This window comes from Microcoleus sp. S13_C3 (genome assembly GCF_036700905.1).
GTDB lineage: Bacteria > Cyanobacteriota > Cyanobacteriia > Cyanobacteriales > Microcoleaceae > Microcoleus.
Map to the genome: position 1 here is coordinate 52,623 of NZ_JAUBPT010000015.1, position 24,308 is coordinate 76,930.

Below are 24,308 nucleotides of genomic sequence, written 5' to 3' on the forward strand. Positions count from 1 at the left end.
GTCCAAAAAGATAAGCTATCAAATCGCTCAAACAAGTCGGGGGGTAAAATCGTTTTTCTCGGTTTAAACTCGACTTGGGCACGCACTTGATGTAACCCTTGTGTTTTGAGCTTATTATCAAATTCTGGCTCTTGATATTGAACATTCTCGAAATCATGCTAAAAAGGCTCTTCGCCCAGAAATTGATAAATTAGCGACATCGTTTTAGCCGATCCTATAGTTAATAAGTCGTAATCTACCAATAGAAGAGATGCACTCTGTTCGCTGTAAAAAGCTTCTTTAAGAGCGTTATAGGCATAGCCAACTAAACGCGAACCTTGACTTAATGCCTCGGTGCGACTGTAGACTGTAGACCGTTCCGCTGGATTATTAAATAACTGGGAAATATCAAAAGCGTTGCGCCGAATCAGTAGCTCGATACTATCCATAATCCAGGCGATATTTCTGACGCAGCAGATGACTTTTGCTTCAGGAAATAGTTCCCGAATTAAGGGCAATTTGCTACACCAAAGACGATTGGTGTCGAATATCACTTCTTTTTCAGCTTGCGGGTGGTAATAGGCAGAAAAAATACTGAGAATCAGTGCCCCTTTTTGTTCCAGAGAAATAAACGTGGAAAACTCATTGTCTTCGCTCATGGCTTCCAGCATTCTCTCCACTCAACCCCCGACGGGGCTAGTCATAGCTGCGTGAAACCGGGGATTTTGTCGTAGTAGTGCAGCCAGTAAAGTAGAGCATGAGGGGGGTAGTCCTGATATGAAGTGGGCTTTCACTGGCCTCCTGGGGAATGGGTTTCTTTAACATTAGATGCAACCTAAATGTATCATACCACCGACATATCTTTTATAACATATTTTTATTTAACACTTCGCAACCCAACACTTCTGGTTTACGATATCTTTACAATAGACCTCTTGCAAAATAATTTTGTGCTCTTATAGAAAGTTTAGAAAGTTTAGAAAGTTTTATAATCTAGCAGGCTGGGCAAGTTTAAGGAGATGCCAATCAACCCAATAATTCAAAGTTTGACCTACACTTGAGCAAACTTTTAAGGATAACACATATTTTTTTTGCAAGAGGTCTAAAGAAGTCGGGGATATTGTTATTCACGAATGATTTAGAAATGCTATAACAGGCAACTCTGGACACGGCACCCTGCTGTTTCTCTACCCCCAAATAATCCATCGAACTCGATGAGAGATATAACCCTCGTCCGATTAATTGTAGTCCAAGGGTACGGCGCCGTGTTCTGATGGTTCGACACTTCGGCTTCGCTCAGTGCAACGCTTCGTACGCGCCTACAACTGTGGGTAATATCAATTCGGATGCCACCGGATTTAGTATAAGGCAAAAAAAACCCGGTTTCTCCGAAAAATAGTGGATATCTCGCCTGAGATATTGACGCAGAAACCGGGTTTTTAGCCCCGCGTGGGCCCAGGACTATTTGCGTAATTCCTATCAAAACTATTCACAAAACCTCAGTTGCTCTTACTTGCCAGCCAAATCGGATAAGCAGAAGAATCCTCAGCTTTCAATTTTTGCGCCTGATAGCTCTTGCTAGTCCAATTAGCCACGGTTTGCAGGTTTTCTGTCAAACAACTTTCGCTGCCAAACGCTTCAAATCCCAAAGTCCACCACGCGCTGCCGTTAATGTTCAACTGAGTAAGTTCCACGGTGCAACCTTGGGGAATTGGGGCTTCCACAGGCACAGACATCAGGGAACCAGGGGCCGAAACTTGATAAAGACGCTGCGCTCGCTTTTTCTTGACTCCCACCCACTTTCCTGTCGCCAAAATATCCGCCGATATCGGCGCTATCGTGTCTGCACAAACCCACTTCAGCCACTTTTCGGCTTTGCCTTCCCAGCGGTTGCCGAACTGCATTGTCCCCAAATCTCCCTGACGCCACTTTACCTCCAAGGTTTTCCCACGCAGCTTCACTCCCAAGTAGTCGCAGCTTGGTACTAGCAAATATATGTCTTCCCGCTCTTCAGGAGGCGAAAGATACCCGCCGAGACTCTCGCTTCCAAACCATTGATTGATAGATTTTGGCAGTGCACCGCTATAAAACCACCGCATTTCCAGACTGGCCCGCATAAATTTTTCCTCCGTTCCACAATTTTCGTCAAACCCAGACTGGATTTGCCATACACCATCGACTTTTGTGCCTCTCCACTCTATCCTCCCCCCTCCGGGACCCAGAGTCTACCCACAGTCATACCATTTTAGATTTTAGATTTTAGATTTTAGAATTGGGAAAGACTGACTATATAAGGGTTGAGAGCTTGCCTACAGTTGCATTTTTTTTATAAACTGGTGTCAGATCGGGGTATTTAAAAAAAATTTCTCACAATCCTTTACATATCTTCACAAGTCTGTTACATTTATTTACAGTACACTAAAAACCATTTAGGAAAAAAAACATGACTAACCGAGGCTTAATGCTGGACGACCAAGGCAAAATGAACAATTTTGCGATCGAGCCGACAGTATACATCGATGACGAGCCCCGCACCGGCTTCACTCCCTACGCAGAACGCTTAAACGGCCGCCTTGCCATGATTGGCTTTGTTTCTCTCTTGGCTTTAGAAGTTTCGACCAAGCACGGGCTGATTAGCTGGCTGACTCACCTGTAATGATTTTGTTAACAATTAAACTATACGGCTATGGATCGCTGGCGTTACATAAACAGCGATCCATAGCTTAACTATTTTTAGCGGCAAGGTTTGGTGAGACAATTAAAATTAAATATTTTTGTTTTACCCTACTCGTAAAAAGAATGCTCAAACGAATTGCGGCAATACTTCTGGTGGTTCTCAGCCTCACCTTGACCGGTTGTGTGTCTAAAGTCACCGGGCTCAAAAGCTACGTTGATACTGGCGATGGTTATCAATTTCTCTATCCTAACGGCTGGCTGCCGATCGCGGTTTCTAACGGGCCCGATGTGGTGTTCCGCGATTTGATTCAGCAAACCGAGAACGTCAGCGTGGTAATCAGTCCAGTCGCGAAGGACAAAACTCTGGCGGATTTGGGCTCGCCGACGGATGTGGGATACAAGCTCAGCAAAAGTGCGATCGCCCCGAGTGATTCGGGCCGCGAAGCTGAATTAGTCAATGCAGAAGCTCGTGAATCGCGATCGAAAAACTATTACATTTTAGAATACGCCGTTAAGTTGCCAAACCAAGAACGGCACAACTTAGCGAGTGTAGCAGTCAGCCGCGGCAAACTTTTTACGCTTAACGTTTCCACTACCGAAGAACGCTGGCCAAAGGTAAAAGAAGCTTTTGAGAAAGTTGTTAAATCTTTCTCTGTTTATTAGGGCATAAGGCATGGGGCATGGGGCATGGGGCATGGGGCATGGGGCATGGGGCATGGGGCATGGGGCATGGGGCATGGGGCATTTGTTAGCTGCTACGAATAACAACTGACAACTGTCAACCGTCAACCGTCAACTGTCAACTGTCAACTGTCAACTGACTTCTTAATTTATGAAAATTCCAACTTTTGTATTAGCTTCAGCTTCTCCAGCGCGCCGCCGCCTGCTAGAAAATGCCGGCATTCAAGCTGTGATTTGCCCCAGCGACTTTGATGAAGGGCAAATACAAATGAAAGATGCCACTAATTTAGTGCAGGTTTTAGCAGAGGGAAAAGCTGAGGCTGTAGCTAAGTTTTTACTAGCTAATTCTCACCCCCAAATCCCCCATCCCAAATCGTGTTTGGTGTTGGGATGCGATTCAATTTTGCTAATAGATGGCGAAATTCACGGCAAACCCAAGGATGCGGAAGAAGCTATCTCGCGCTGGCAGAAAATGCGCGGTAAGGTTGGCGAACTCTATACGGGTCATGCTTTAATTGATACTAGATTCGATGACTTTGATCGGGCAAGGTCGCGATCGGTCATTCGCTATCAAGTTACAAAAGTTCATTTTGCGGAAGTTACCTCGCGCCAAATTGCGACTTACGTCGCTACCGGAGAGCCCCTCGCCTGTGCAGGCTGTTTTGCACTGGAAGGTAAAGGCGGCTTTTTTGTGGAAAAAATTGAAGGATGTCACACAAATGTGATTGGTTTGAGCTTACCTCTGCTGCGGCAAATGCTCACCGAAATGGGATATGATGTGGCGGATTTCTGGCAATCTTAAAGTTTGGTGGACAGGGGAGAATTTACATTGCCCATAATCTCAGAAATCGGGAGGCAGAGCAACAGTGAAATGCGTTCCCAGGCATAGCCTAGGAAGAGTATGAATTTTGCTTTTCCTCTTGTGGAATGGGCGTTTAGCCCGTCCGTGCTATGCAAATTAGCCTTGCCCACCAGTTGGTAATTATCCTAGAGCGATCGTCGCATCCGATACAGATATAAACTGAAGTTGATCCGGCGAAACATCCTTCACCAAACCTAAGATATTGCCGGTGCTAGCTTCTCTAATCACCGTCGCCTTAGTATTGAGCACTCTAAAATCCAGAGTTCGATCCTGGCCCGGAGGAAAAGGGCCACTGCTGTCGAAATCTCTAGCATCAGCAACCTTCAACAACCTTTCGCTCAAAACAATATCATTTAGCGTCAATCCAGACGCCAATCCCATTACATCACCTTCAGCCGGATTGTAGTCTAGAATAAAATCTGCCGGGACGATATCTAGAGTAAAATCCGGCTCTGTCGAACCAATTTCCCCCGAAGTTGCTCCCACTTCTCTGCGGAGGACAAATAAATCTGCACCTTCACTTCCCCAAAGTTTGTCAATTCCCGCATCACCAATCAGAGTATCGTTGCCGCTGTTTCCTACTAAATTGTCATTTCCTTGACCGCCTCTAACAAAGTCATTTGCCGTTCCTCCGTAGGCGTAGTCATTGCCTTGATTGCCGCTGAGAATGTCGCTGCCGCATTCTCCGTAAAGTTTGTCAAAACCTTGACCGCCACGAATAGTATCGCTGCCACAACCTCCGATTAAAGTATCTGTGCCCCTGTTACCGTTCATCAGTTCCGCACCACCGGAACCTCTGACAAAATCGTTACCCTCTAAAGCCCGCAAACCTCCGGGAGTATTCCGCAGAATTCCGTTGGCTAACTGAAATGCGTCCTTATTGGGAGTTAAGTCAAAAAAGTTGGGGTCGCTGCCTGGATGTGGCAATGGCCCTGTGAGTAATTTGATGTTTGGGGGATCAGCAATAATTGGGTATGAATTTTCAGCTAATGCTCTAATTTCTCCGAGATTTGTTTCTAACATTATAATTTTCTCCTGCTTTGATTGACGTTGTTGACATTTTGATTTTAACAAAGGTTCCAATTAAGATATATGCAGCAATCTGGGGTTAAAACAATCAAACTGGGATATGATGTGGCGGATTTTTTGCAATTTTAAATATTGTTTAATTTATGTCAGGAATCGGGAGGCAGAGCCTCGCTGATATGTCTTCCCAGGCAGAGCCTGGGAACGAGGATTGAGAGCCTTGTTGTTGTCGGATGGGCGTTTCGTTCCGCCCCTCCGTGCTATGCAGATTAGCCTTGCCCACCAGTTGGTAGTTATCCTAGAGCGATCGTCCCGTCAGACACAGAGGTAAACTGAAGTTGATCCGGCGAAACATCCTTCACCAAACCCAAGATATTGCCACTGGTAGCTTCCCGAATCACCGTCGCCTTAGTATTTAAAATTCTAAAATCAGCAGTGCGAGGAATTCCAGGAGGAAAAGGGCCACTGCTATCGTAATCTCTGGCATCACCAATTGTTAAAAACCTTTCGCTCAAAGCAATATCATTTCGCGTCAGTCCTCCCGCCAATCCAATTACATCACCTTCAGCCGGATTGTAATCGAGAATAAAATCGGCAGGCACTTCATCTACATCAAAATTGCCACTAGGAGGCGGTTGAAGCGAACCAATTTCCCCCGAAGTTGCTCCCAATTCTGTGCGGAGAACAAACAAATCTGCACCTTCACTTCCCCAAAGTCTATCAATTCCAGCATCACCGATTAGAGTATCGTTTCCACTCTCTCCTACTAAAGCATCATTGCCTTTACCGCCCCGAATAAAGTCATTGGCCGTGCCTCCATATACGTAGTCATCACCTTGATCTCCGCTGACAAAATCGCTGCCACATTCTCCATAAAGAATGTCAAAATCTTGGCCGCCACGAATAGTATCGCTGCCACAACCCCCGATTAAAGTATCTGTGCCGCTGTTACCGTTCATCAGTTCCGCACCACCTGAACCTCTGACAAAATCGTTACCAGCTAAGGCCCGCAAACCTCCGGGAGTATTCCGCAGAATTCCATTTGCTAATTGAAATGCGTCGTCATTGGGAGTTAAGTCAAAAAAGTTGGGGTCGCTGGCTGGATTTGGCAAGGGCCCTGTGAGTAATTTGGTGTTTGGGGGATCAGCAATAATAGGGTCTGAATTTTCAGCTAATGCTCTAATTTCTCCGAGATTTGTTTCTAACATTATAATTTTCTCCTTTTTTGATTGACTTTGTTGACATTATGATTTTAACAAAGGTTCCAATTAAGAAATCTGCGGGAATCTGGGGTTAAAACAATCAAATTACTGTCAAACTTGCCGGAAACCTTTATTCAACAAGCCTAGCTTATTGACACCCATATGCTCGTCCAAATCCGCAAATATTTTGAACTGTGCACCAATAATTCTGGGGATCGCGTACTCTATTACCCGTCAGCAGTCAGCGTGGGAAAACCCAGAGACTGCTAATTGTCATGAAACCTTGAATTAAGTCCGGAATAATTAATATGCTAGACACTGCGATCGAATCTATTCAAGCCAGAGAAATCCTCGACTCCCGTGGCCGCCCCACCATTGAAGCTGAAGTTTACCTAGCCAACGGTGTTGTCGGACTCGCCCAAGTCCCCAGCGGCGCGTCTACAGGCTCTTTTGAAGCCCACGAACTCCGCGACGACGACAAAAGCCGTTATGGTGGCAAAGGAGTCCTAAAAGCCGTCGCTAACGTCGAACACAAAATTGCCCCCGCTTTGGCTAATCTAGATGCGATCGACCAAGCGCTGGTAGACAAAACCATGATTGACTTGGACGGTTCCCCGAACAAATCCCACCTCGGCGCAAATGCCATTCTCGGAGTCTCCTTAGCCACAGCAAAGGCGGCCGCCGAGACTTTAGGACTCCCCCTTTATCGCTACTTGGGCGGGCCCTTGGCGAACGTTTTGCCCGTGCCTTTGATGAACGTGATCAACGGGGGTTCTCACGCTAACAATAATGTGGACATTCAAGAATTTATGATTGTCCCTGTGGGTGCGCCCTCTTTTAAAGAAGCTTTACGCTGGGGTGCAGAGGTATTTGAATCCTTGAGTAAAGTCTTAAAAGCTGAGGGTTTGCTGACTGGTGTGGGTGATGAAGGCGGTTTTGCGCCTAATCTTAAATCCAATCAAGCAGCTTTGGATTTGTTGATTGCAGCTATTGAAAAAGCTGGCTATAAACCGGGTGAACAAGTTGCTTTGGCTTTGGATGTTGCTGCTAGCGAATTTTACAAAGATGGGCAGTACACTTACGACGGGGTGGCTCATTCCCCGGCCGAATTAATCGATTATTTGGATGGTTTGGCCAGTCAATATCCGATTGTTTCCATTGAAGATGGTTTGCATGAAGACGATTGGGAAAGTTGGGTAGCGCTGACGCAGAAAATGGGCAGCAAAGTTCAGTTGGTTGGTGACGATTTGTTTGTTACTAATCGCACGCGGCTGCAAAAAGGAATTGATTTGAAAGCTAGCAATTCGATTTTGATTAAGCTGAATCAAATTGGTTCTTTGACAGAGACTTTGGATACGATCGACCTGGGCAAACGGAACAGCTATCGATCGATCATCAGCCACCGTTCCGGTGAAACTGAAGATACCACCATTGCCGATTTAGCCGTAGCGACTCGCGCCGGCCAAATCAAGACTGGTTCTTTGTGTCGCAGCGAACGAGTTGCCAAATACAACCGTTTGTTACGGATTGAAGACCAATTGGGCGATCGGGCAATTTATGCTGGGTCGATCGGTTACGGGCCAAAATAACACTTGGTAATCGGGCATCGGGCATCGGGCATCGGGCATCGGGAATTGGGCATCGGGAATTGGGCATCGGGCATCGGGCATCGGCAATTTACATCCTGTAGGGGCGGGTTTTACCCGAAATAATTGCCTAAAACCAACAATCTCGTAAACCCGCCCCACCCATTACCAATTAACAATTGCCCATGCCCCATGCCCCATGCCCCATGCTCAATAATTAAGGATAGAAAGCCAATTGTGGCAAACCCAAAGTTTCTTCCCAACCCATCATCAAGTTCATGCACTGGATGCCTTGACCGGCTTGTCCCTTAATTAAATTGTCGATCGCCGACAGCACAATCACCCTGTCAGTACGCGGATCGACTTCCACACCGATGTAACACAAATTTGTGCCGCAAGCCCATTTTGTTTGCGGGTAAACTCCAGCCGGCAACACTTTTACCCAAGGACAATTGCGGTAAAAAGCAGTGAAAATTGTGATTAAATCTTCCCGTACCAAACCCGGATCGCGCAAAGTTGCGTACACAGTCGCCAGAATTCCCCGCACCATCGGAATTAGGTGGGGAGTAAACTGAACTTTAATATCATGTCCCGCTAAATCGCTGCAAATTTGCTCGATTTCTGGCGTGTGGCGGTGGCGGCCAACGCCGTAAGCGCCCAGAGAACCCTCTGCTTCAGCCAACAAGAGATTAACTTCGGCTTTGCGGCCCCCTCCCGAAGCACCGGATTTGGCGTCGATAATTGCTGTTTCTGGCACGATGAGACCTTGTTTGAGCAAAGGTGCCAGGGCTAACAAACTAGCAGTGACGTAGCAGCCGGCACAGCCTACTAACTGAGCGTTTTTAATGCGATCGCGATACAATTCTGGCAAACCGTAAACAGCCGTGGCAGCTAAAGCAGAGTCCGATCGATCCCCGCCGTACCAAGCTTTGTAAGTTTCCAGATTTTCAAATCTGTAGTCAGCCGACAAATCCAAGACTTTGCAGCCTTTTTCTATCAGCGTCGGTGCCATTTTGCAAGCTAAACCGTTCGGCAGCGACAGAAACACAACTTCGCATTTTGCCGCTATTTTGTCTAGGTCGATCGCCTCGACTGTCAAATCAATGCAGTTAGTCAGGTGCGGATAAAGGCTGGAAAAAGGTTTTCCCGCACTGCTATCCCCGCCCAAATAGACTACTTCAGCCGCTGGGTGATCTGCCAGCAGTCGCACAAGTTGCACGCCGCCGTACCCTGAAGCGCCGATAATTCCTACAGGCACACGTCCAACATCTCCCATTTTCCTTTATCCCCTCAGCCGTTGAAGTCAAAAACGCTTGAACTTTTGCTGCATTGTAGTACCAAACGCCAACTTTGGTGGCAAAGAATTGTGTTGTTTTTTTTTGGACGTGCATTTTTGTTAATTTTCGGCTGTTTGACCGATCGCCAAAACCCTAAAATTAACAAACGGATGTGCGATCGTGCTATAAAAAAACTTACCTTAACCCCTCCACAAACCGGAGATTAACATTTTTGGCTCGAAGCTCGAATCTCGAAGCTCAACATCCATCCGTTAAATCTGTTAAATCTTGTACACGGCTTTGTTGCCGAACGAACAATGGGCATAGTTGTAGAGTGTTGATAGAAATTGCACAGCTAAAGGCTGAAAGTATTGATAAATGGTAAGTATATGATAGTTGTAGAAAACGTATCAAAACAGTTTGGCAGTTTCCAAGCACTCGATCAAGTCAGCTTAAAAATTGAATCCGGTTCCCTAGTCGCATTGCTGGGCCCGTCTGGTTCCGGCAAGTCTACACTGCTGCGGCTGATTGCCGGTTTAGAAATGCCCGACTCTGGCAAAATCTGGCTGACAGGCCAAGATGCGACCAATACTAGCGTCCAAGACCGCAAAATTGGGTTCGTGTTTCAGCACTACGCGCTATTCAAGCACATGACAGTGCGAAAAAACATCGCTTTCGGGATGCAAATTCAGAAAACACCGCCCGCGAAAGTCAAATCGCGGGTAGAAGAATTGTTGAATTTAGTGCAATTGGCAGGATTGGGCGATAGATACCCGTCGCAACTTTCAGGAGGCCAGCGGCAGCGGGTGGCCCTCGCCAGAGCCCTGGCTGTGGAACCGAAAGTGTTACTGCTAGACGAACCTTTTGGAGCTCTCGATGCCAAAGTTCGCAAAGATTTGCGCGCTTGGTTGCGGCGACTGCACGACGAAGTTCACGTTACCACAGTCTTTGTGACGCACGATCAAGAAGAAGCGATGGAAGTTGCCGATCGCATTACAGTAATGAATAAAGGTAAAATCGAACAAGTAGGCACACCAGCAGAAATTTACGACCATCCCGCTAGTGCTTTCGTAATGAGTTTTATCGGTCCAGTCAATGTATTGCCCAGCAGTTCAAGGATGTTTCAAGACAACGGCTTTGACTCAGCCAACCCGGAGATTTTCTTGCGCCCTCACGACGTAGTAATTGAAACTACAGAAAATAGTGCAACAGTGCCTGCCAGAATCAGTCGCTTGATTCATTTGGGATGGGAAATTCAGGTAGAATTAACCTTAGATGACGGTCAAGTAGTAAACGCTAATTTGACTAGAGAAAGATTCGATAGCTTGCACTTGCAGCCCCAGCAAAGAGTGTTCGTAAAGCCGAAAGATGCCAAGTCCTTTCCACTTTTTTATTCCATCTAAGAGCAAGTCTGAAAACTAAAGCTAAATTTAGATTGGATACTGCCTTTCAAAGGATGTGGCGTGGTGCGGTGTCTCTACAAAAAAAATTCTAGGGACACCGCACCGCGCCGTGTCCCTAATCTTTTCTACTAACAACTGTCCGCTGACTACTGCGCGCTGAGTTAGTCTTTAATTTTGCTGACAGCTTTTTTGACTTGTTGCTCAAAGGATGTAGCTTGTGTATTGGAAGGATTTTTCATTTTTTCAATGTCAGCGTCTCCCTGAACTTCGTTGGGCCCTTTGCTGGCTTTTTCTTGAGTTTCTTCCAAGGACATTGGTTTTTTCAGTACAACTTCTTGAGATTCTTTTTCAATTCCTAAAAGTTGGTCTTCACCTTTGGTGGGGCTGCTAGTAACTGCAAAAGCGGGGAAAGCATTAGAAACAAACATCAAGGCACAAAAACAAACAGCTATTAAACTGCGGACTAAACGCTTGGCAGGGAAGTTAAAGCTGATAAAAGACATACAAAATTTCTCCGTTTTTAGAAGTTTTGATCGCTAAGATTGTTAACAGGCTGAAGCTCACTCATATTCTGCACAATCTTTAACTCAAGTTTGAGAAAAGCAACCGTTGCTCTCTTTCAAATTGAGCTAATATATAATATTTAGCTGAAAAAGCGGGTATTTGAAATCCTTCTCAGGGAATATTTCTAGATGACGGGCGTCGATCGCCCCAAGACATTTATGTAGAAGGCACTTGTGTAGAATCAAAAAAATTCTACATAAGTGCCTTCGGATGCGGATCAGATAGCGGTATCAATGTCAGTAACGCGTATTATTGTGGGGTGGCGGCGGGTTTATTTAGCGTGTTTGCATTGTGAGAGGGCACTTGAGTGAACCCGCAGAGCGATTAGTTGAAAATGTTGCAAGATATTAAGACGCCCCCGACTCTCCACTGACTAATGACTAATGACTAATGACTAATGACTAATGGCTGCTGCTGTCGCACGGGAACTTGACATTTTGCTAGATAAGTTTTAATTTCTCCTACACTGAGTTGCCCGTAATGCAGCAGGGAAGCCAGCAGGGCTGCTTCTGCTTTGCCCTCAGTCACGGCTTCGTAGATGTGGTGACAGTTGCCGGCGCCGCCGGAAGCAATGACGGGAATTTCGACCATTTCGGCAATGCTGCGAGTTAATTCCAAATCGTAACCGGCTTGAGTGCCGTCCGAGTCCATGCTTGTCACCAGAATTTCGCCCGCGCCACGCTGTTCGGCTTCTTTGGCCCAGGCGATCGCATCTTTGCCGGTATTTTCTCGCCCTCCGCGCACGTACAGGTCCCAACCAGGATTATCCGCGTCTTGCCGTCTGCGAGCGTCGATCGCCACTACAATGCACTGATTACCAAATCGATCGCTCGCTTTGTCAATTAAACTCGGATCGCGCACCGCCGCCGAATTAATACTCACCTTATCCGCGCCCGCCCTCAATAAACTTTTAATTGTGTCTAAGGATTGGATGCCGCCGCCCACCGTCAAAGGGATAAATACTCGATCGGCCGTGCGGTACACCACATCGATCATAATATTCCGGTCTTCGTGAGTCGCCGTAATGTCCAGAAACACCAACTCGTCAGCACCCGCATCATTGTAAACCTGAGCCATTTCTACTGGATCGCCAGCATCCTGAAGATTGACAAAATTGACACCTTTGACCACGCGACCGGCTTTCACATCCAGACAAGGTAAAATTCTTTTCGACAACATACAATTCTCTTCCAATTTAACTTACTCGGCGGGAAGTCCCCCGCTATAACTGTACTCATCTTAGCGGTGGAATGAAAGCCAGGGTTATTTTTTGCCGTCCTGTTTGCGGTCTTGACTCCTAGCTGGAGAACGAGTTGGACAGGCAAGAAATAATCCATCTCTCAGATATCACAAAACAGTTACAATAAATAAAATTCGTTTTAAAAATTTGATAAATCATCATAAATGTCGCAATGATTGCCTCAACTAAGCCGTCAATCGATTTTAGATTTTAGATTTTAGATTTTAGATTTTAGATTTGAAGCATTAACCCCACGGAGAAATTCGGGGGGCAAGTTTCATCGGATACAGGTTTTTTATTTCACCGGTCCTGAGTCTGCGAACGAATGAATCCGGGGGCTTGTATCCTGGATGCTTTGGTCAAAAGCGAGATATAGGCCATTTAGCAGCTTACTCTAGCATAGAGGATTTTTACTCTTAGTGGTTCCCTACGCTCCTCACAAACAGTTCATCTCAGAACAACACACCTTAATCAGTCCGATTTGGGGTCTGCTAAAAAATTATTAATATTATTCAAAACGTTTCTGCTGGAATAAACTTTGGCACGCCACAGCTTCTTGCTTTTTTGCCCGATTTCTTAAAAATCGCTGATGGTCATAAGAATGGGGGGATGTAAAATAGACACTTTTATAAAAATTGTTTTTTACAGTGCAATTATGCTCACGGGTTTTACTTTGGGAGTATCACTTCTACTGGCAGTATAAGAGTAAAAGTAGAACCCTTACCCACCTCGCTTTCAACCAACGTATCTCCACCCATAATCCGAGACAAATTTCTAGTAATTGCTAACCCTAATCCAGTACCCCCATACTCTCGTGTAGTTGAAGCATCAGCCTGGGTGAACGGTTGAAATAGTTTTTCCATTCGTTCGGGAGCTATGCCAACGCCAGTATCACTTATCTTAAATAAAATATAGGGAATGGCTGATTTCTGTTCTTCTCCATCGACTATTCCATATTTTCTATATTTTTTTTCTACTCTAAGATTAATTATGCCTTTTTTGGTAAATTTGCTAGCGTTACTAAGCAGATTAAATAAGCTCTGACGTACCTTAGTTAAGTCGGTTTTCATATCTCCCAAATTCGGTTCACAGTTAACTACCAATACATTAGCATTCTTCTCCACCAGTGGCTTAATCATGGTGATGACTTCCCTAATTAAATCTGAGATATCAACGGTTTCTAAGTAAAGTTCAACCTTCCCCGATTCAATTTTGGACAAGTCAAGAATGTCGTTAATTAGTCCAAGTAAATGTGTGCCTGCACCGTTAATTTTTTTCAAATCTGGGATAAAAAATTTTTGATCTAAATCTTCGGCTTCTTCTTGCAACATTTCGCTATAGCCAATAATCGCATTGAGAGGGGTGCGAAGTTCATGGCTCATGTTGGCGAGAAACTGGCTTTTTGCAATGTTGGCTGCTTCGGCTGCTTCTTTAGCGGCTAATAATTCCACAGTCCGTAATTCCACTTTTTCTTCTAGCAGTTGCTTCTGTTGTTCTAGTTTTTTAGTTAGATGATATAATTTTAAATGAATTCTAATCCTCGCTAAAACTTCTTCACTTTGGAAAGGCTTAGAAACATAATCTACGGCTCCTACAGATAATCCATTGACTTTATTATGTGAATCAGATAAAGCACTTAAAAAAATTATGGGAATTTCGCAGGTTAAGGGATTGGCTTTCAATCGCCGGCAAGTCTCAAAGCCATCAATACCGGGCGGCATCATAATATCTAACAAAATTAGTTCGGGCGGATGATATTCTACTTGTTCAATCGCAGTTTCACCATCAATAGCAACGGAAACTTGATAACCCACCTCGGTCAATATGTGGGCTAGAACTTCTAGGTTATTGGGATTATCATCTACAATCAAAATAGATTGATTGTCTGAGTTTTCAGTCATACATAATTTACTGGGGATGGCATACATAAATTTACAAAATTTTGGGGGCTAGGGAGTATTTAGGTATTGCTCTATGTAAGTTCGCACCTGTTTGAGCTTGAAAGCTTTAGCAAATTCGCGCAGATGTTGAATAAAAGGGATAAACTCCTTGTCTATAAGTTCAATTCTCGTCAACTCTTGTAGTAAATCGTTAATCAATCCCTTACGACTAAGATTATACAATATTAGCAAGTCATCATGCGAAGGTGGCACAATCTCAACCACTTGTTTTGTCAATTCTCTTGTGCTTTGCGGTTGTAATTTCTCTTCATATATCCATTCTAATTTCAGGAGAGATTTGATCGTATTTAACAGGCTATCAGCTTGGATAGGTTTGGGCAAAAATTCATTAGCTCCAATCTCTATACTTTTTTGCATATCTGACTCGAATACACTGGCTGAAGACACGATAACTGATAAATTAGCAAATGATGGTAATTTTCGCAAACTTTTAACCATTTCATAGCCATCCATAATCGGCATAACAATATCACTAATCACCAGATTGGGTTGCACCTCAGCAATTTTGTCCAATCCGTCTTGACCATTTTCAGCCTCATAAAGTATAAATCCCATAGGGCTGAGTAAATTGACAATAACAGAACGGTTTTCCCAATGGTCATCTACTACTAGAACTTTGGGGCTATCGCCCTTAAAACCAATGATAACGCCCTGCTCAGAACTTTTAGTGTTTTTGGCCCATTCCTTAGCTTCTGGTAAATCTATCTCGAACCAGAAAACACTACCTTTGCCTAATTCACTTTCAACTTCCAATCTACTGCCCATCATATCAACAATCTTTTTGCTGATAGCTAATCCTAGTCCAGTACCTTCAGATTGCTTCTTCATATTACCAGACTGCTCAAATGGCAAAAAGATATTTTTCACATGAGCGCTCGCTATCCCAATTCCTGTATCTTCCACTTGAAACCTAATTCGATATAAAGGTAGTTTCCTGACCTCATCTTCCAAGAGTTTTGATGTAATTATAAATTTTACGCTACCTTTTTCCGTAAACTTAATAGCATTGCCTAATAAGTTAATCAATACCTGTCGCAATCGCTTTTCATCCGCAACAATCCCCACTGGGAGTTGACCTTCCATGGTATAGATAAAATCAATTCCCTTTTGATCTGCCCTAATTCTACAAATTTCAACTACTGCTTGCAGAAAAGCGGGAAAATGAAAATCGGTAGCATATATTTCCATTTTTTGGGCCTCGATTTTAGAAAAATCGAGGATATCGTTAATCAGAGTCAGTAGGTGAGAGCCACATTGGTTAATAATATTAATTCCTTTTTGATCTGACTCAACTATGTGTTTCGATCGCTGGAGAATTTGGGCATATCCTAAGATACCATTGAGAGGTGTCCGTAGTTCGTGGCTCATATTAGCTAGAAACTCGCTCTTAGCACGGTTAGCAGTATCGGCAACTTCTTTCGCGTGTTTAAGCTCTACAGTTCTGTCTTCAACCCGCAGTTCCAATTCCTCATTAGTTTTCGCAAGCGCGGCAAAAGATTCGCGGACTTGCTGAGCCATTTTGTTAAATAAATATCCCAAACGACCCAATTCATTTTGGCGGTTTACATTAACTTGAACATCAAGATTGCCAGCAGCAATACTCTCAGTTGCCGCCATTAATTTATTGAGTGGTGTAGAAATTTCTCGCCCTAAAATTAAGGACACAATAATAATTTCAATCAGTAATGCACTTAGCCCTAGCACTAGAATCATGCGAGCAGTAGCTAAGGCTTCGTGGGTGAGCAGAGATTTGGGGAAAACTGTGACCAAGTACCAATTTGGCTCATCAATTCTAGTCACACCCAAGTATTCATCATAGTCAGGATTGTCAATAATCATATTTTCCTGTTTATCAGTCCTGACTAATTCATAAATTCGCCGCAGATGAGCATCTCCTGATTGGGCGATGGAGAATTGTCCATTTCCATTTTGAATACTTTGCATAAGTTCTGGGTGAGCTACTAGCCGCCCATCGGCTCGAAAAATCATGTTGTATGTCCCTTTCAGTCCTTCATTAATAGTCCGTTTCTGCAAATCATCTATTAAAATATCATGCCCGATTGTAGCAATATGCTTGCCATCTACATCTAATGGTGTCACACAGGATGCCATCCAAGCTACAGCTACTTGGTCGTAATAAATGCCTGTCCAGACTGTTTTGCGTCCTGGATCGTGCATAGGGCGGGTAATTTGGAATGACTCATCATCTGTGACGCGGAACGATTCACTAGAAGGTGCTTTTAGCGACCAGGGATACTGGTGCATATAAATTATCAGACCATTCTCAGGAATTTGCGTATAGGTGTTAGCAAAGCGATTGCGCCAGGCTGGGCCATAAGCATTTATTGTTTTATAGAAAGCCACTATTCGTCGCTGCATTTCAGTATTAACATTGACATTTTTTCCGAGGAATAAGCCCCCAGTCTTGTCGATTTGAAACAGTTCAGGGCGATTGCGAATTGAGCCATCTGGATATTTGACAAAGTTGCGATCGAATTCAGCTTTTGGATCGCGCTCTGCTTCTGCTTTTAGTTGCTCTAATAAAGCTTGTTTGAGCAACTTATGATTATCTTCAGCTAAGGCAAATAAAGTGCGTTCCCGTTGACCCCTTTCTGTAATATATTTAGCAAGTCTATCTAGGCTTTCAGATGTCAGAGTTGAAACTAAATGAAAATAACTAACCGTAGTAAAGAAAACAATCACAGCACTGATTCTCCACCCCATCTGTGTCAGCGTCTGACGGGTTAAAGATTTCTTAGGTTTGGATGTAGATAATTTCATTGTCACCATGATATTTGGGGGGGGACTTTTTCCGGGAGGATCTATTTATGATTCAGCACTAATAAGGTGAAATGAGTAAATATTTGTGGCTTTCTGAGTAGTTTAGTCAAAGGAAGGTGTTCCTTGGCTGTTTTGTATTATTAGCTCAACGAGTCACCTTCGCCTGTATTACCTGATCTCGACATCAGGAATAAGCCTCAAACTATTATCCTTACTTGGCTCCATGAGTTTTAGAGTTTCCTTTTCTTCGGCAGTTATTGCGAATATTCGCAATAACTGCCTATATTGTCATTAAGTCTTCTACTTAACACATTATTGACAAGTGAGGAATTAGCTGTAACTAACACTACCAAAAGATTTGAACATATTCTCTTACATCGAACGCAGGTATATTATACCCCGTTGATATGTTCTATATCTGCGCTCTCTTGAAAGCTGATTCAAAGAAATCATATTCCCTGTGCAATTTTAGTTAGGCTGAGGCTGAAAACTCGGGCTAATAAAACTGCTCAAACAATTTATCAAAAGATATCACAGGTATAGCGGTTAACTAAGAATAACTCACACCTTCAGCATGAGTTCCAGTTGTTGCGGTGCATTATTAGGAGTTTCTAGCTGTCGCTTCAAAAGCAAAAAAATGAGGTCATTAAACACTTTTTTAGTGTTAATATGTCGCCGCACATCGTCAATCACCGCTTGCTTGATTTCCCCAGCCGATAAATGCCAGTTTTTGCTAATGACTTCACACATCGCCTCCACGCCATATTGTTTTTTGTGAATGTCTTTTGCTTCGGGAATACCATCGGTATATAGCACTATCCCCTCTCCTAGCTGTAGCTCCATTGAAATATGACTGATGAACTCAGCAATGTCATCGTGGAGGGCTATAGGAAAAAGTTTTCCCTCGCAAGCGACACCAATCTGTCGGGAGAGATCAGGGCAAAACTTCTGATATAGAAAGATTCAATAGCACCCTGATGCCAATGAGTTCTCAATATTGTAATAAAAACTCGGTCATTTTATAAAAAGCTTTCCAATCATGTGGGAGCTACCTGGTATTTTATCCAGCATTACAATGCTTCTTTACCCCTAAAAGTGTTTAGGGTTTTTCCTTGAGCGGTCAAATAATCTTAAAATTTAAGTTTGGTAACAGAACTTTCCTTGGCATCTTTAGCTAATTCACTCCGAACAAATGTCGAGTTTAGCACAGTTAGTCGGTGGAGTAGCTCACGAAATCAACAACCCAGTCCGGTTAATTTATGGTAAAATAGTCCATGTTAATCAATAGGTTTTACATTTACTCTCCCTGATTGAAATTACCAGAAATACTGTCGGCAATTCGCCGCAGAAATCCCATCAAATGTAAAATATATTGCTGTGCATATCAAAAAAGCATTAATCTTGTTTAGCAGATGGCATCTCTATAATCGCTTATATATTTTTAATAAATTATATTATTTATGTAGGGGCTAATTCCAGACAGCCCCTACATCATCTTTGCTCCCACTGGCTTATTTTTGCAGCGGATTGAGTTTCGTAACCGAACTTTCCTTGGCATCTTCAGCGCTATCTTTGAGGAAACCAGAAGCATCCTTAAAGGCTGCGCCTACTCTCTCTAAAATATTGGCATCGGGATCGCTGCGATCGAATACGGGTTGAGCCTTAGCAGGCTGTCCGTCTGGCGCTTCTAACAGAGTTTTATCTCCGCCGAGTTCGAGGTCGAACTTGTCAGTTTCCATCGGTGCAGAACCCGGATAAAGCAGCTTTGAGGAATTAGATTCACCGGTAGTCGAGGCCAGAAGACGATCGCCCACGATCGACAAATCAGCCCGATTCTTTTCTGCTTTAGCAGGCGATTGATTGACTTTAGGGTCAGTAGACATTTGATAATTCGTATATCCATCACCACCGGCCTTGTGAGGATTATTCATTCCTCCCATTTGGACGGGAGGATTCTCAGGCCGAGCACCTCGAACATCGCCCGAATTGCAAGCGGTGCTGGTAAACAGCAGTACACCTGCCATCAATACAGTCAAAAATTGACCGATACGCAGTCTTTTAACAAAAGCAGTTACAGTGTTCACAAAACTTTTCCGATTTTTTACTACTACTTGTTAAGAATAAAAGTAAACTCCCCATGCCTGCCTCTAACGGCGGTGATATTTTGGTGGGGGTAGCTATCGACTTTTTTCTAACTTTAGAGGGATTTCATAAACTGCGGAGATTTTTCCAGAGCAAAGCATAATGGTAGGGTGCGCCAGTTCCAATAGTTGCTGGAATTGAAGAGCTTTTTTGTTTTTGACACACCCTACAAGCTCTTAATTAGGGAATTTTTCGACTTTCGCTTCAGCTTGTAAAGTCAGCACACCAGCTTCCACATTTAGCTGCTGAATTCGCAGGGACATTCCCTCAAGTTCAAAATTTCGCAAGTTTAAAACCTCACCAGCTTTGTCCGCCAAAGCTGCTGTTAACTCCGGCGAAAATTCCTTGTTTTCGGGATACTCGACATCTTGAAGAGAAATTGCCCAACCGCCCCCTGCGATCTGAGGTTTTGATGTAAAATAAATTTTTTCCGTGGAGGCAGTTTCCCGCACCAATACCTCAGCATTTAAAGCGATTTTTCCGGCTAGCAATTGGCACTCAATAGTTTTAACGTCTATTGTCTGGTGTTGTCCCTCAACAGTAACTTTTAAGTTTTTCAGTTTCCTGCTGATGTATTCGGAATTAAAAGCGCGGTTGATATCGCTTTCTGTTAAAACAGCGCGTGCCGCACCGAAGGCAGGCCCGTTCAGTTCAATTTTGCCAAACATAGCGGTTAGCGGATTGACAGCAATATCCTTTATGTGAATTTGCAAATCTTCCACGCGCAAATCTTGTTGCATTACCAACCCTGTGCCCTCAACCGCAACGGCCTCTACTGAACCCTGGGCTAGCTGGATCGGATCGGTGTTGACTGTGACAGACAAAGTTTCGGATTCGTCTAATTTGCTCGCAATAGCAATCTCCGCCACTTTGTCGATCGCCTGTTCCCCTAAACTTCTATTTTGTTGAAGCACGCTCAGAATTCCTAATAATATTGTTTTCAAAATAGTAGTTAATACCTAAGTCATTTACCGTCTTCCTCTCGGCTGGTTTCTCGTCTGAAAAAAACTCAGCCAAAGACAGAGGGTTTCCAGAAAAGGGCTAAAATTAATCAGGTACTGTTCGGCGCACTCTACATTGACAATCAAGCATCCAGCATACCCGCCACGTGATTCATCCGTCCCAAAATAAAAAACCTGTATCCGATGAAACTTGCCCCCGAATTTATCCGTGGGGTCAATTCTAAAATCTAAAATCTAAAATCTAAAATCTAAAATCGATTGGGTTCGTTGCGAAGCGGTGAAAAATCAAAAACTCGGATTTTTGCCAAAAGTCTTTTCGAGAAGTTCGATCGCCCGCTACAATAAGTAAGAGCAGCCACCGCTTTTTGCAGTCAGGAACCTCAGCTATCAGGCATGAGGCTTGTAAGAGATTCTTGCGAGCCGTCCTGACGGGCCGTATACTTTCGAGGTCTACGTTTTTTGAGTCACGACACCCGCTTGATGCGAAGCTAGTCCCCTGTCTGTCATTTGCAGTTAAACAGTTTTAAGGTCACGCTTTACAGTGCTGCAAGTTTAACAAGCTCTCAAAACAAAGGCGCGTGCTAACTTTACCCGTAAGGGAGTTTTGGAGAAGACCACATCTCCACGGAGGGGCAACCATACCCCTCCACCCCAATCCAATGTAAAGCCGTCCTAGAAGGACGGGGTTTCAGGCTCATTTTTCTGATGAATTCAGAATCAACTCTCGCTAGACTACAAGCTACACTTCCCGGCGGAAAACTGCCTTCTAGCTACGGGGTATACTTCAAAAACACCCTCGTAGCCCTGTGTCACGCCCTAGAAGACCACATTTTGCAAACCAGTGGCGGGGACAAGAGCGAACTCCAACCCCTAGTTTTGGTGATGTTTCAGCAGGGAAAATGGTATTTACAGGAAGCCGATCGCTACCTAGATATTGCTAATGCCTCTCGGCGCGTTGTCATCGGTGCAGTAGCCGACAGCGGTTTCGCTACCCACAAAACCGCTCAATTAGAAAATGTATCTTTAATAAATCTCGATGAGAGCGACCCCATAATCCAAGAATGGAATTTAATCATCCTCGCCCCGACATACAAAGCAATGGTGCTTTGTCGCGAACTTTCAGACCAGGAATACTTGCCCGATGGCAAGCCGGAAGTAGATATAGAACGAAAGTTCTACGGTTTGTGGTCGTTTGACCAGTCTTTGGTGTCGGCTGCTGCAGAAATTTTTATAGAACAGACGCGACATTACAACGCCCCCCTAGCCGAAAGTTTGCTGGAAATGCACCACGAAATCCTGGCAACTAAAGGCCCGCCCTTGGCCGACATTAGTGGGGTGGTATCGCGGATCGTCACTTACCTGCAAAGTTCTCAGCAGCAAATGGTGGCAATTAACCGCCAAACCCGCGAGTTGTGGGAATTGGAAGGTCAAGCTTTGCGCGTCAGCCGCAATTTGAACGCTAACAAACTTCAAGCTTTTCTGCGGATGGCCCAGCGCGTAGACGAACGCGATACCTCCAATCCTACAGCGTCTTTGCAGGTGGCGGCTTTGTCGGAAACTTTGGGTCAAATGCTGGATTTGCCGGCTTTGCAGTTGCGGAGGCTGCGGCTGGCTGGATTGCTATTTCGAGTCGGCTTAGTTTCGGCCCCGAATGAGGTGTTCGATCGCACTCCCGATGCTTTTGACGAAGCAACTTTCTCGTTTTGGCGCGATCGCAGTTTCATTGGTTCCCAACTGCTGCAAGCAATGCCGGAACTAGCACCCGTAGCGGAAATTGTCAAGCATAAACTCGAATATTGGGACGGCAGCGGCAGGCCAGACGGTTTGCGAGCCGAAGCGATACCGATTGCTTCGCGGATTTTGGGGTTGGTCGCTTATTTTCAAGAACTGACTCAACCGCGTGGCGATCGTCCGGCTTTGAGTTTGAGCGAAGCTTTGGAAGAGTGCCGGGAACTGTCAGGCACTCGCTTCGATCCGGCTTTGGTGGAAACTCTCAGCAACGTCGTCAGACTGACAGAAATTGGTTTCATGCAGTTACCAACTCGGCCCAGCCAACTGCCGAATGTATGGTTGGAGGAGGGCGATCGAACGACCTCGGCCGCTCCGGCATTATAAAATAACTCGACTGTTGACTGTTGACTGTTGACTGTTGACTGTTAACTGTTAACTGTTGACTGTTAACCAACAACTGACAACCAACAACAGACAACTGACTAATGACTAATGACCTCGAAGCCATACGCAAAGGCAAAATTTTGATGTTAGCCGGCACTGATTTAGCCGGCCAAGACTTAGCGGGAGCGGATCTCGCCGGTGCTAACTTGTCTCAAGCCAACTTGAGTGGAGCTAATCTCGCCGGCGCTAACTTGCAGCGGGCAGTATTGCGAGCCAACCTCCGCGGCGCTGACTTGAGCGGCGCTGACTTGCGAGGCGCAGATTTTCGCAATGCCGATTTGCGGGGCGCTTCCTTCGCTAACGCTTTAGTCCGCGACGCAAGTTTTGGGGGTGCTTTTTTGACGGCGGCATCCATCGGCAATTTGGATTTGAGCGGTGTCGATTTGCGCGGTGCCGATTTGCGGGGCGCTGCTTTGGCTAGGGCAATTTTGCTTGGTGCCGATTTGAGCCATGCTAATTTGTCCGGCGCTGATTTGTCGGGAGCTGACTTGGAAGAAGCGATCCTGAATGGAGCCGTACTGCGGGGCGCTAACCTGACGGGGGCTAATTTGCTTTGCGCCATGATGGAAAAAACCCTTTGGGATGGAGCTTTGCTCGATCGCGCTTGTCTCCAAGGCACCCCCCTGAGCCTTTAAATTTCAAGAATGTTGTTTAGAAGACAGACAAAAAACAAGATCTGCTTATGAGGTGAATAAGCACAAGCGATTTTTACATTTCTTAATATAGGGTTATAATGGCGACTGTAGATGAGCAAACGAATAAATGGTAGCAGCTTTGTTTAGCGGTACATCCTTTCAAGGTCAAAGTGGCGATCGCCTTGTTAGTAAAGTAGCAGGAGCTGCGATCGCAGCCTTATTCAAGCGTTCAGAAAAGGCCGAGGCCAACATCCGAGTCGAACCAGTAGCCAAACTCTTGCAGGGAAGCATCGACGGTTTCGACTTCGTTGGCAAAGGTATGTTGATGTACAACGGCCTTCGCATAGAAGTGATGGAACTCTACCTGCAAGCACTCTCCATTGATTTTGGAGCGATTTTTGCAGGTCAAGTGAAATTACGGCAGCCTACCCAGGCAAATATGCGAGTAGTCTTAAGTCGATCGGATTTAACCACCTCATTCAATACACCTTTTGTAGTTGAAAAACTCCAGAAGCTGAAGTACCAAGAGCAATCTCTGCACTTTCAAAACACTGAAGTCAGCTTCGGAACCGACAAATCAATTCGGCTTCAGTCCGAAATTACCGTAGGCGATGCCAGCGAGCCGGTCAAAATAGATATTACAGCTCAATTGCAAGTAGAAGACCGGCGTAAAATCCAATTTGTCAGCGTTACTTACGGCGGTGACGGGCAAGCAGTAGACTTGGGTCAAGCTATAATTGCCCACGTAAATAACTTGCTAGACTTAGACAAATTTGCCTTAGAAGGCACTCAACTGCGAGTAGACCGCTGCCGAGTTCAGAATGACGAGCTGGTTTTCTACGGTTGGGCTGGTATCGAACAGTTCCCCAAAGGCAAGCGCTAAACCTCAGCCTGCTGAGCTGGCCAAATCCGATTTGTTTGAGAAATTTTATAGCTTAACAGCAAAACCCGCGTAGGCGGGTTTTGCTATTTTAGCGACAGTTTTTAAGCTGTGGCGCTGCTAGGGTAAGGTCGCGCTATAGTCTCGATCGCAAAAATTGGGTACACCCAAACCTGTGTGGCCAAGCTATATGTCACTGCATTACTCACAAGTTAAGCTAAAAGCACTATTGTCAATGAGTAATTTTACTCATTTTTTACCTGTTGACCCAATTAA

Annotated in this window: 20 protein-coding genes; 8 read left to right on the forward strand and 12 right to left on the reverse strand. The window is 44.7% G+C overall.

Annotation, left to right across the window (positions count from 1 at the left end; translation table 11 throughout):
- Nucleotides 1-158: 158 nt before the first annotated feature.
- Both QUA16_RS06705 and QUA16_RS06710 read right to left on the reverse strand, forming a co-directional pair.
- Nucleotides 159-638, reverse strand: a complete 480-nt coding sequence (locus QUA16_RS06705) for a sulfotransferase (protein ID WP_333104475.1) — start codon at nucleotides 636-638, stop codon at nucleotides 159-161.
- 840 nt (nucleotides 639-1,478) lie between these two features.
- Nucleotides 1,479-2,096 carry a hypothetical protein gene (locus QUA16_RS06710; protein ID WP_333104476.1) on the reverse strand — a complete coding sequence of 206 codons (618 nt, stop codon included), beginning with the start codon at nucleotides 2,094-2,096 and terminating at the stop codon, nucleotides 1,479-1,481.
- A 326-nt stretch (nucleotides 2,097-2,422) separates the two neighbouring features.
- Here QUA16_RS06710 and QUA16_RS06715 point away from each other — a divergent pair, with 326 nt between their 5' ends.
- The 3 genes from QUA16_RS06715 to QUA16_RS06725 all read left to right on the forward strand — a co-directional run bounded on the left by QUA16_RS06715 (nucleotide 2,423) and on the right by QUA16_RS06725 (nucleotide 4,138).
- Nucleotides 2,423-2,635 (forward strand): chlorophyll a/b-binding protein, encoded by a 213-nt coding sequence (locus tag QUA16_RS06715; protein ID WP_193973911.1) that lies wholly within the window; start codon nucleotides 2,423-2,425, stop codon nucleotides 2,633-2,635.
- A 143-nt stretch (nucleotides 2,636-2,778) separates the two neighbouring features.
- Nucleotides 2,779-3,318, forward strand: a complete 540-nt coding sequence (psbP, locus tag QUA16_RS06720) for a photosystem II reaction center PsbP (RefSeq protein WP_333104478.1) — start codon at nucleotides 2,779-2,781, stop codon at nucleotides 3,316-3,318.
- 169 nt (nucleotides 3,319-3,487) lie between these two features.
- Complete coding sequence (locus QUA16_RS06725; RefSeq protein ID WP_333104480.1) at nucleotides 3,488-4,138, forward strand: nucleoside triphosphate pyrophosphatase; 651 nt, start codon at nucleotides 3,488-3,490, stop codon at nucleotides 4,136-4,138.
- Between the two features lie 180 nt (nucleotides 4,139-4,318).
- Here the strand turns inward: QUA16_RS06725 and QUA16_RS06730 are convergent, their stop codons facing one another.
- Nucleotides 4,319-5,221: a calcium-binding protein gene (locus QUA16_RS06730; RefSeq protein WP_333104482.1), complete on the reverse strand. Its 903-nt coding sequence runs from the start codon at nucleotides 5,219-5,221 to the stop codon at nucleotides 4,319-4,321.
- A 296-nt stretch (nucleotides 5,222-5,517) separates the two neighbouring features.
- Nucleotides 5,518-6,432: a calcium-binding protein gene (locus tag QUA16_RS06735; RefSeq protein ID WP_333104484.1), complete on the reverse strand. Its 915-nt coding sequence runs from the start codon at nucleotides 6,430-6,432 to the stop codon at nucleotides 5,518-5,520.
- Between the two features lie 302 nt (nucleotides 6,433-6,734).
- On the opposite strand from QUA16_RS06735, the gene eno reads away from it, so the two are divergent.
- A complete protein-coding gene (gene eno / locus QUA16_RS06740; RefSeq protein ID WP_445252094.1) occupies nucleotides 6,735-8,015 on the forward strand; it encodes a phosphopyruvate hydratase in 1,281 nt (426 codons plus the stop codon).
- Nucleotides 8,016-8,229: 214 nt separating this feature from the next.
- Here the strand turns inward: eno and argC are convergent, their stop codons facing one another.
- Nucleotides 8,230-9,288 (reverse strand): N-acetyl-gamma-glutamyl-phosphate reductase, encoded by a 1,059-nt coding sequence (argC, locus tag QUA16_RS06745; RefSeq protein ID WP_333104486.1) that lies wholly within the window; start codon nucleotides 9,286-9,288, stop codon nucleotides 8,230-8,232.
- Nucleotides 9,289-9,678: 390 nt separating this feature from the next.
- On the opposite strand from argC, the gene QUA16_RS06750 reads away from it, so the two are divergent.
- Nucleotides 9,679-10,692, forward strand: a complete 1,014-nt coding sequence (locus tag QUA16_RS06750; protein WP_333104488.1) for a sulfate/molybdate ABC transporter ATP-binding protein — start codon at nucleotides 9,679-9,681, stop codon at nucleotides 10,690-10,692.
- Between the two features lie 161 nt (nucleotides 10,693-10,853).
- On the opposite strand, the gene QUA16_RS06755 is transcribed toward QUA16_RS06750, so the two are convergent.
- From QUA16_RS06755 to QUA16_RS06785, 7 genes are all read right to left on the reverse strand, one after another.
- Nucleotides 10,854-11,195 (reverse strand): low temperature-induced protein, encoded by a 342-nt coding sequence (locus QUA16_RS06755; RefSeq protein ID WP_333104490.1) that lies wholly within the window; start codon nucleotides 11,193-11,195, stop codon nucleotides 10,854-10,856.
- Nucleotides 11,196-11,643: 448 nt separating this feature from the next.
- Nucleotides 11,644-12,435: an imidazole glycerol phosphate synthase subunit HisF gene (hisF, locus tag QUA16_RS06760; protein ID WP_333104492.1), complete on the reverse strand. Its 792-nt coding sequence runs from the start codon at nucleotides 12,433-12,435 to the stop codon at nucleotides 11,644-11,646.
- A 729-nt stretch (nucleotides 12,436-13,164) separates the two neighbouring features.
- Entirely contained in the window at nucleotides 13,165-14,424 is a 1,260-nt protein-coding gene (locus QUA16_RS06765; RefSeq protein ID WP_333104493.1) for a response regulator, read from the reverse strand.
- A gap of 21 nt (nucleotides 14,425-14,445) precedes the next feature.
- The gene (locus QUA16_RS06770; RefSeq protein WP_333181063.1) at nucleotides 14,446-17,238 is read right to left on the reverse strand and encodes an ATP-binding protein; all 2,793 of its coding nucleotides are present in this window, start codon (nucleotides 17,236-17,238) and stop codon (nucleotides 14,446-14,448) included.
- Between the two features lie 561 nt (nucleotides 17,239-17,799).
- Entirely contained in the window at nucleotides 17,800-18,201 is a 402-nt protein-coding gene (locus QUA16_RS06775; protein ID WP_445252184.1) for a SpoIIE family protein phosphatase, read from the reverse strand.
- A 548-nt stretch (nucleotides 18,202-18,749) separates the two neighbouring features.
- On the reverse strand, nucleotides 18,750-19,322 hold the full coding sequence (locus QUA16_RS06780; protein ID WP_333105970.1) for a DUF6658 family protein: 573 nt from the start codon (nucleotides 19,320-19,322) through the stop codon (nucleotides 18,750-18,752).
- Nucleotides 19,323-19,556: 234 nt separating this feature from the next.
- Complete coding sequence (locus QUA16_RS06785) at nucleotides 19,557-20,324, reverse strand: DUF2993 domain-containing protein (RefSeq protein ID WP_333181064.1); 768 nt, start codon at nucleotides 20,322-20,324, stop codon at nucleotides 19,557-19,559.
- A gap of 723 nt (nucleotides 20,325-21,047) precedes the next feature.
- On the opposite strand from QUA16_RS06785, the gene QUA16_RS06790 reads away from it, so the two are divergent.
- The 3 genes from QUA16_RS06790 (at nucleotide 21,048) to QUA16_RS06800 (ending at nucleotide 24,035) form a co-directional block, all read left to right on the forward strand.
- On the forward strand, nucleotides 21,048-22,457 hold the full coding sequence (locus tag QUA16_RS06790; protein WP_333105967.1) for an HD domain-containing phosphohydrolase: 1,410 nt from the start codon (nucleotides 21,048-21,050) through the stop codon (nucleotides 22,455-22,457).
- A gap of 101 nt (nucleotides 22,458-22,558) precedes the next feature.
- Nucleotides 22,559-23,152 carry a pentapeptide repeat-containing protein gene (locus tag QUA16_RS06795; protein WP_333105966.1) on the forward strand — a complete coding sequence of 198 codons (594 nt, stop codon included), beginning with the start codon at nucleotides 22,559-22,561 and terminating at the stop codon, nucleotides 23,150-23,152.
- A gap of 127 nt (nucleotides 23,153-23,279) precedes the next feature.
- A complete protein-coding gene (locus tag QUA16_RS06800) occupies nucleotides 23,280-24,035 on the forward strand; it encodes a DUF2993 domain-containing protein (protein ID WP_333070977.1) in 756 nt (251 codons plus the stop codon).
- Nucleotides 24,036-24,308 lie beyond the last annotated feature (273 nt).

Coding starts and splice junctions, on each gene's coding strand:
- QUA16_RS06725 (WP_333104480.1), top strand. CDS start 3,488: ATGAAAATTCCAACTTTTGTATTAGCTTCAGCTTCTCCAGCGCGCCGC.
- QUA16_RS06705 (WP_333104475.1), bottom strand. CDS start 638: ATGAGCGAAGACAATGAGTTTTCCACGTTTATTTCTCTGGAACAAAAA.
- QUA16_RS06730 (WP_333104482.1), bottom strand. CDS start 5,221: ATGTTAGAAACAAATCTCGGAGAAATTAGAGCATTAGCTGAAAATTCA.
- QUA16_RS06795 (WP_333105966.1), top strand. CDS start 22,559: ATGACTAATGACCTCGAAGCCATACGCAAAGGCAAAATTTTGATGTTA.
- argC (WP_333104486.1), bottom strand. CDS start 9,288: ATGGGAGATGTTGGACGTGTGCCTGTAGGAATTATCGGCGCTTCAGGG.
- QUA16_RS06770 (WP_333181063.1), bottom strand. CDS start 17,238: ATGAAATTATCTACATCCAAACCTAAGAAATCTTTAACCCGTCAGACG.
- QUA16_RS06755 (WP_333104490.1), bottom strand. CDS start 11,195: ATGTCTTTTATCAGCTTTAACTTCCCTGCCAAGCGTTTAGTCCGCAGT.
- QUA16_RS06735 (WP_333104484.1), bottom strand. CDS start 6,432: ATGTTAGAAACAAATCTCGGAGAAATTAGAGCATTAGCTGAAAATTCA.
- QUA16_RS06715 (WP_193973911.1), top strand. CDS start 2,423: ATGACTAACCGAGGCTTAATGCTGGACGACCAAGGCAAAATGAACAAT.
- QUA16_RS06800 (WP_333070977.1), top strand. CDS start 23,280: ATGGTAGCAGCTTTGTTTAGCGGTACATCCTTTCAAGGTCAAAGTGGC.
- QUA16_RS06790 (WP_333105967.1), top strand. CDS start 21,048: ATGAATTCAGAATCAACTCTCGCTAGACTACAAGCTACACTTCCCGGC.
- eno (WP_445252094.1), top strand. CDS start 6,735: ATGCTAGACACTGCGATCGAATCTATTCAAGCCAGAGAAATCCTCGAC.
- QUA16_RS06710 (WP_333104476.1), bottom strand. CDS start 2,096: ATGCGGGCCAGTCTGGAAATGCGGTGGTTTTATAGCGGTGCACTGCCA.
- QUA16_RS06765 (WP_333104493.1), bottom strand. CDS start 14,424: ATGTATGCCATCCCCAGTAAATTATGTATGACTGAAAACTCAGACAAT.
- psbP (WP_333104478.1), top strand. CDS start 2,779: ATGCTCAAACGAATTGCGGCAATACTTCTGGTGGTTCTCAGCCTCACC.
- QUA16_RS06750 (WP_333104488.1), top strand. CDS start 9,679: ATGATAGTTGTAGAAAACGTATCAAAACAGTTTGGCAGTTTCCAAGCA.
- hisF (WP_333104492.1), bottom strand. CDS start 12,435: ATGTTGTCGAAAAGAATTTTACCTTGTCTGGATGTGAAAGCCGGTCGC.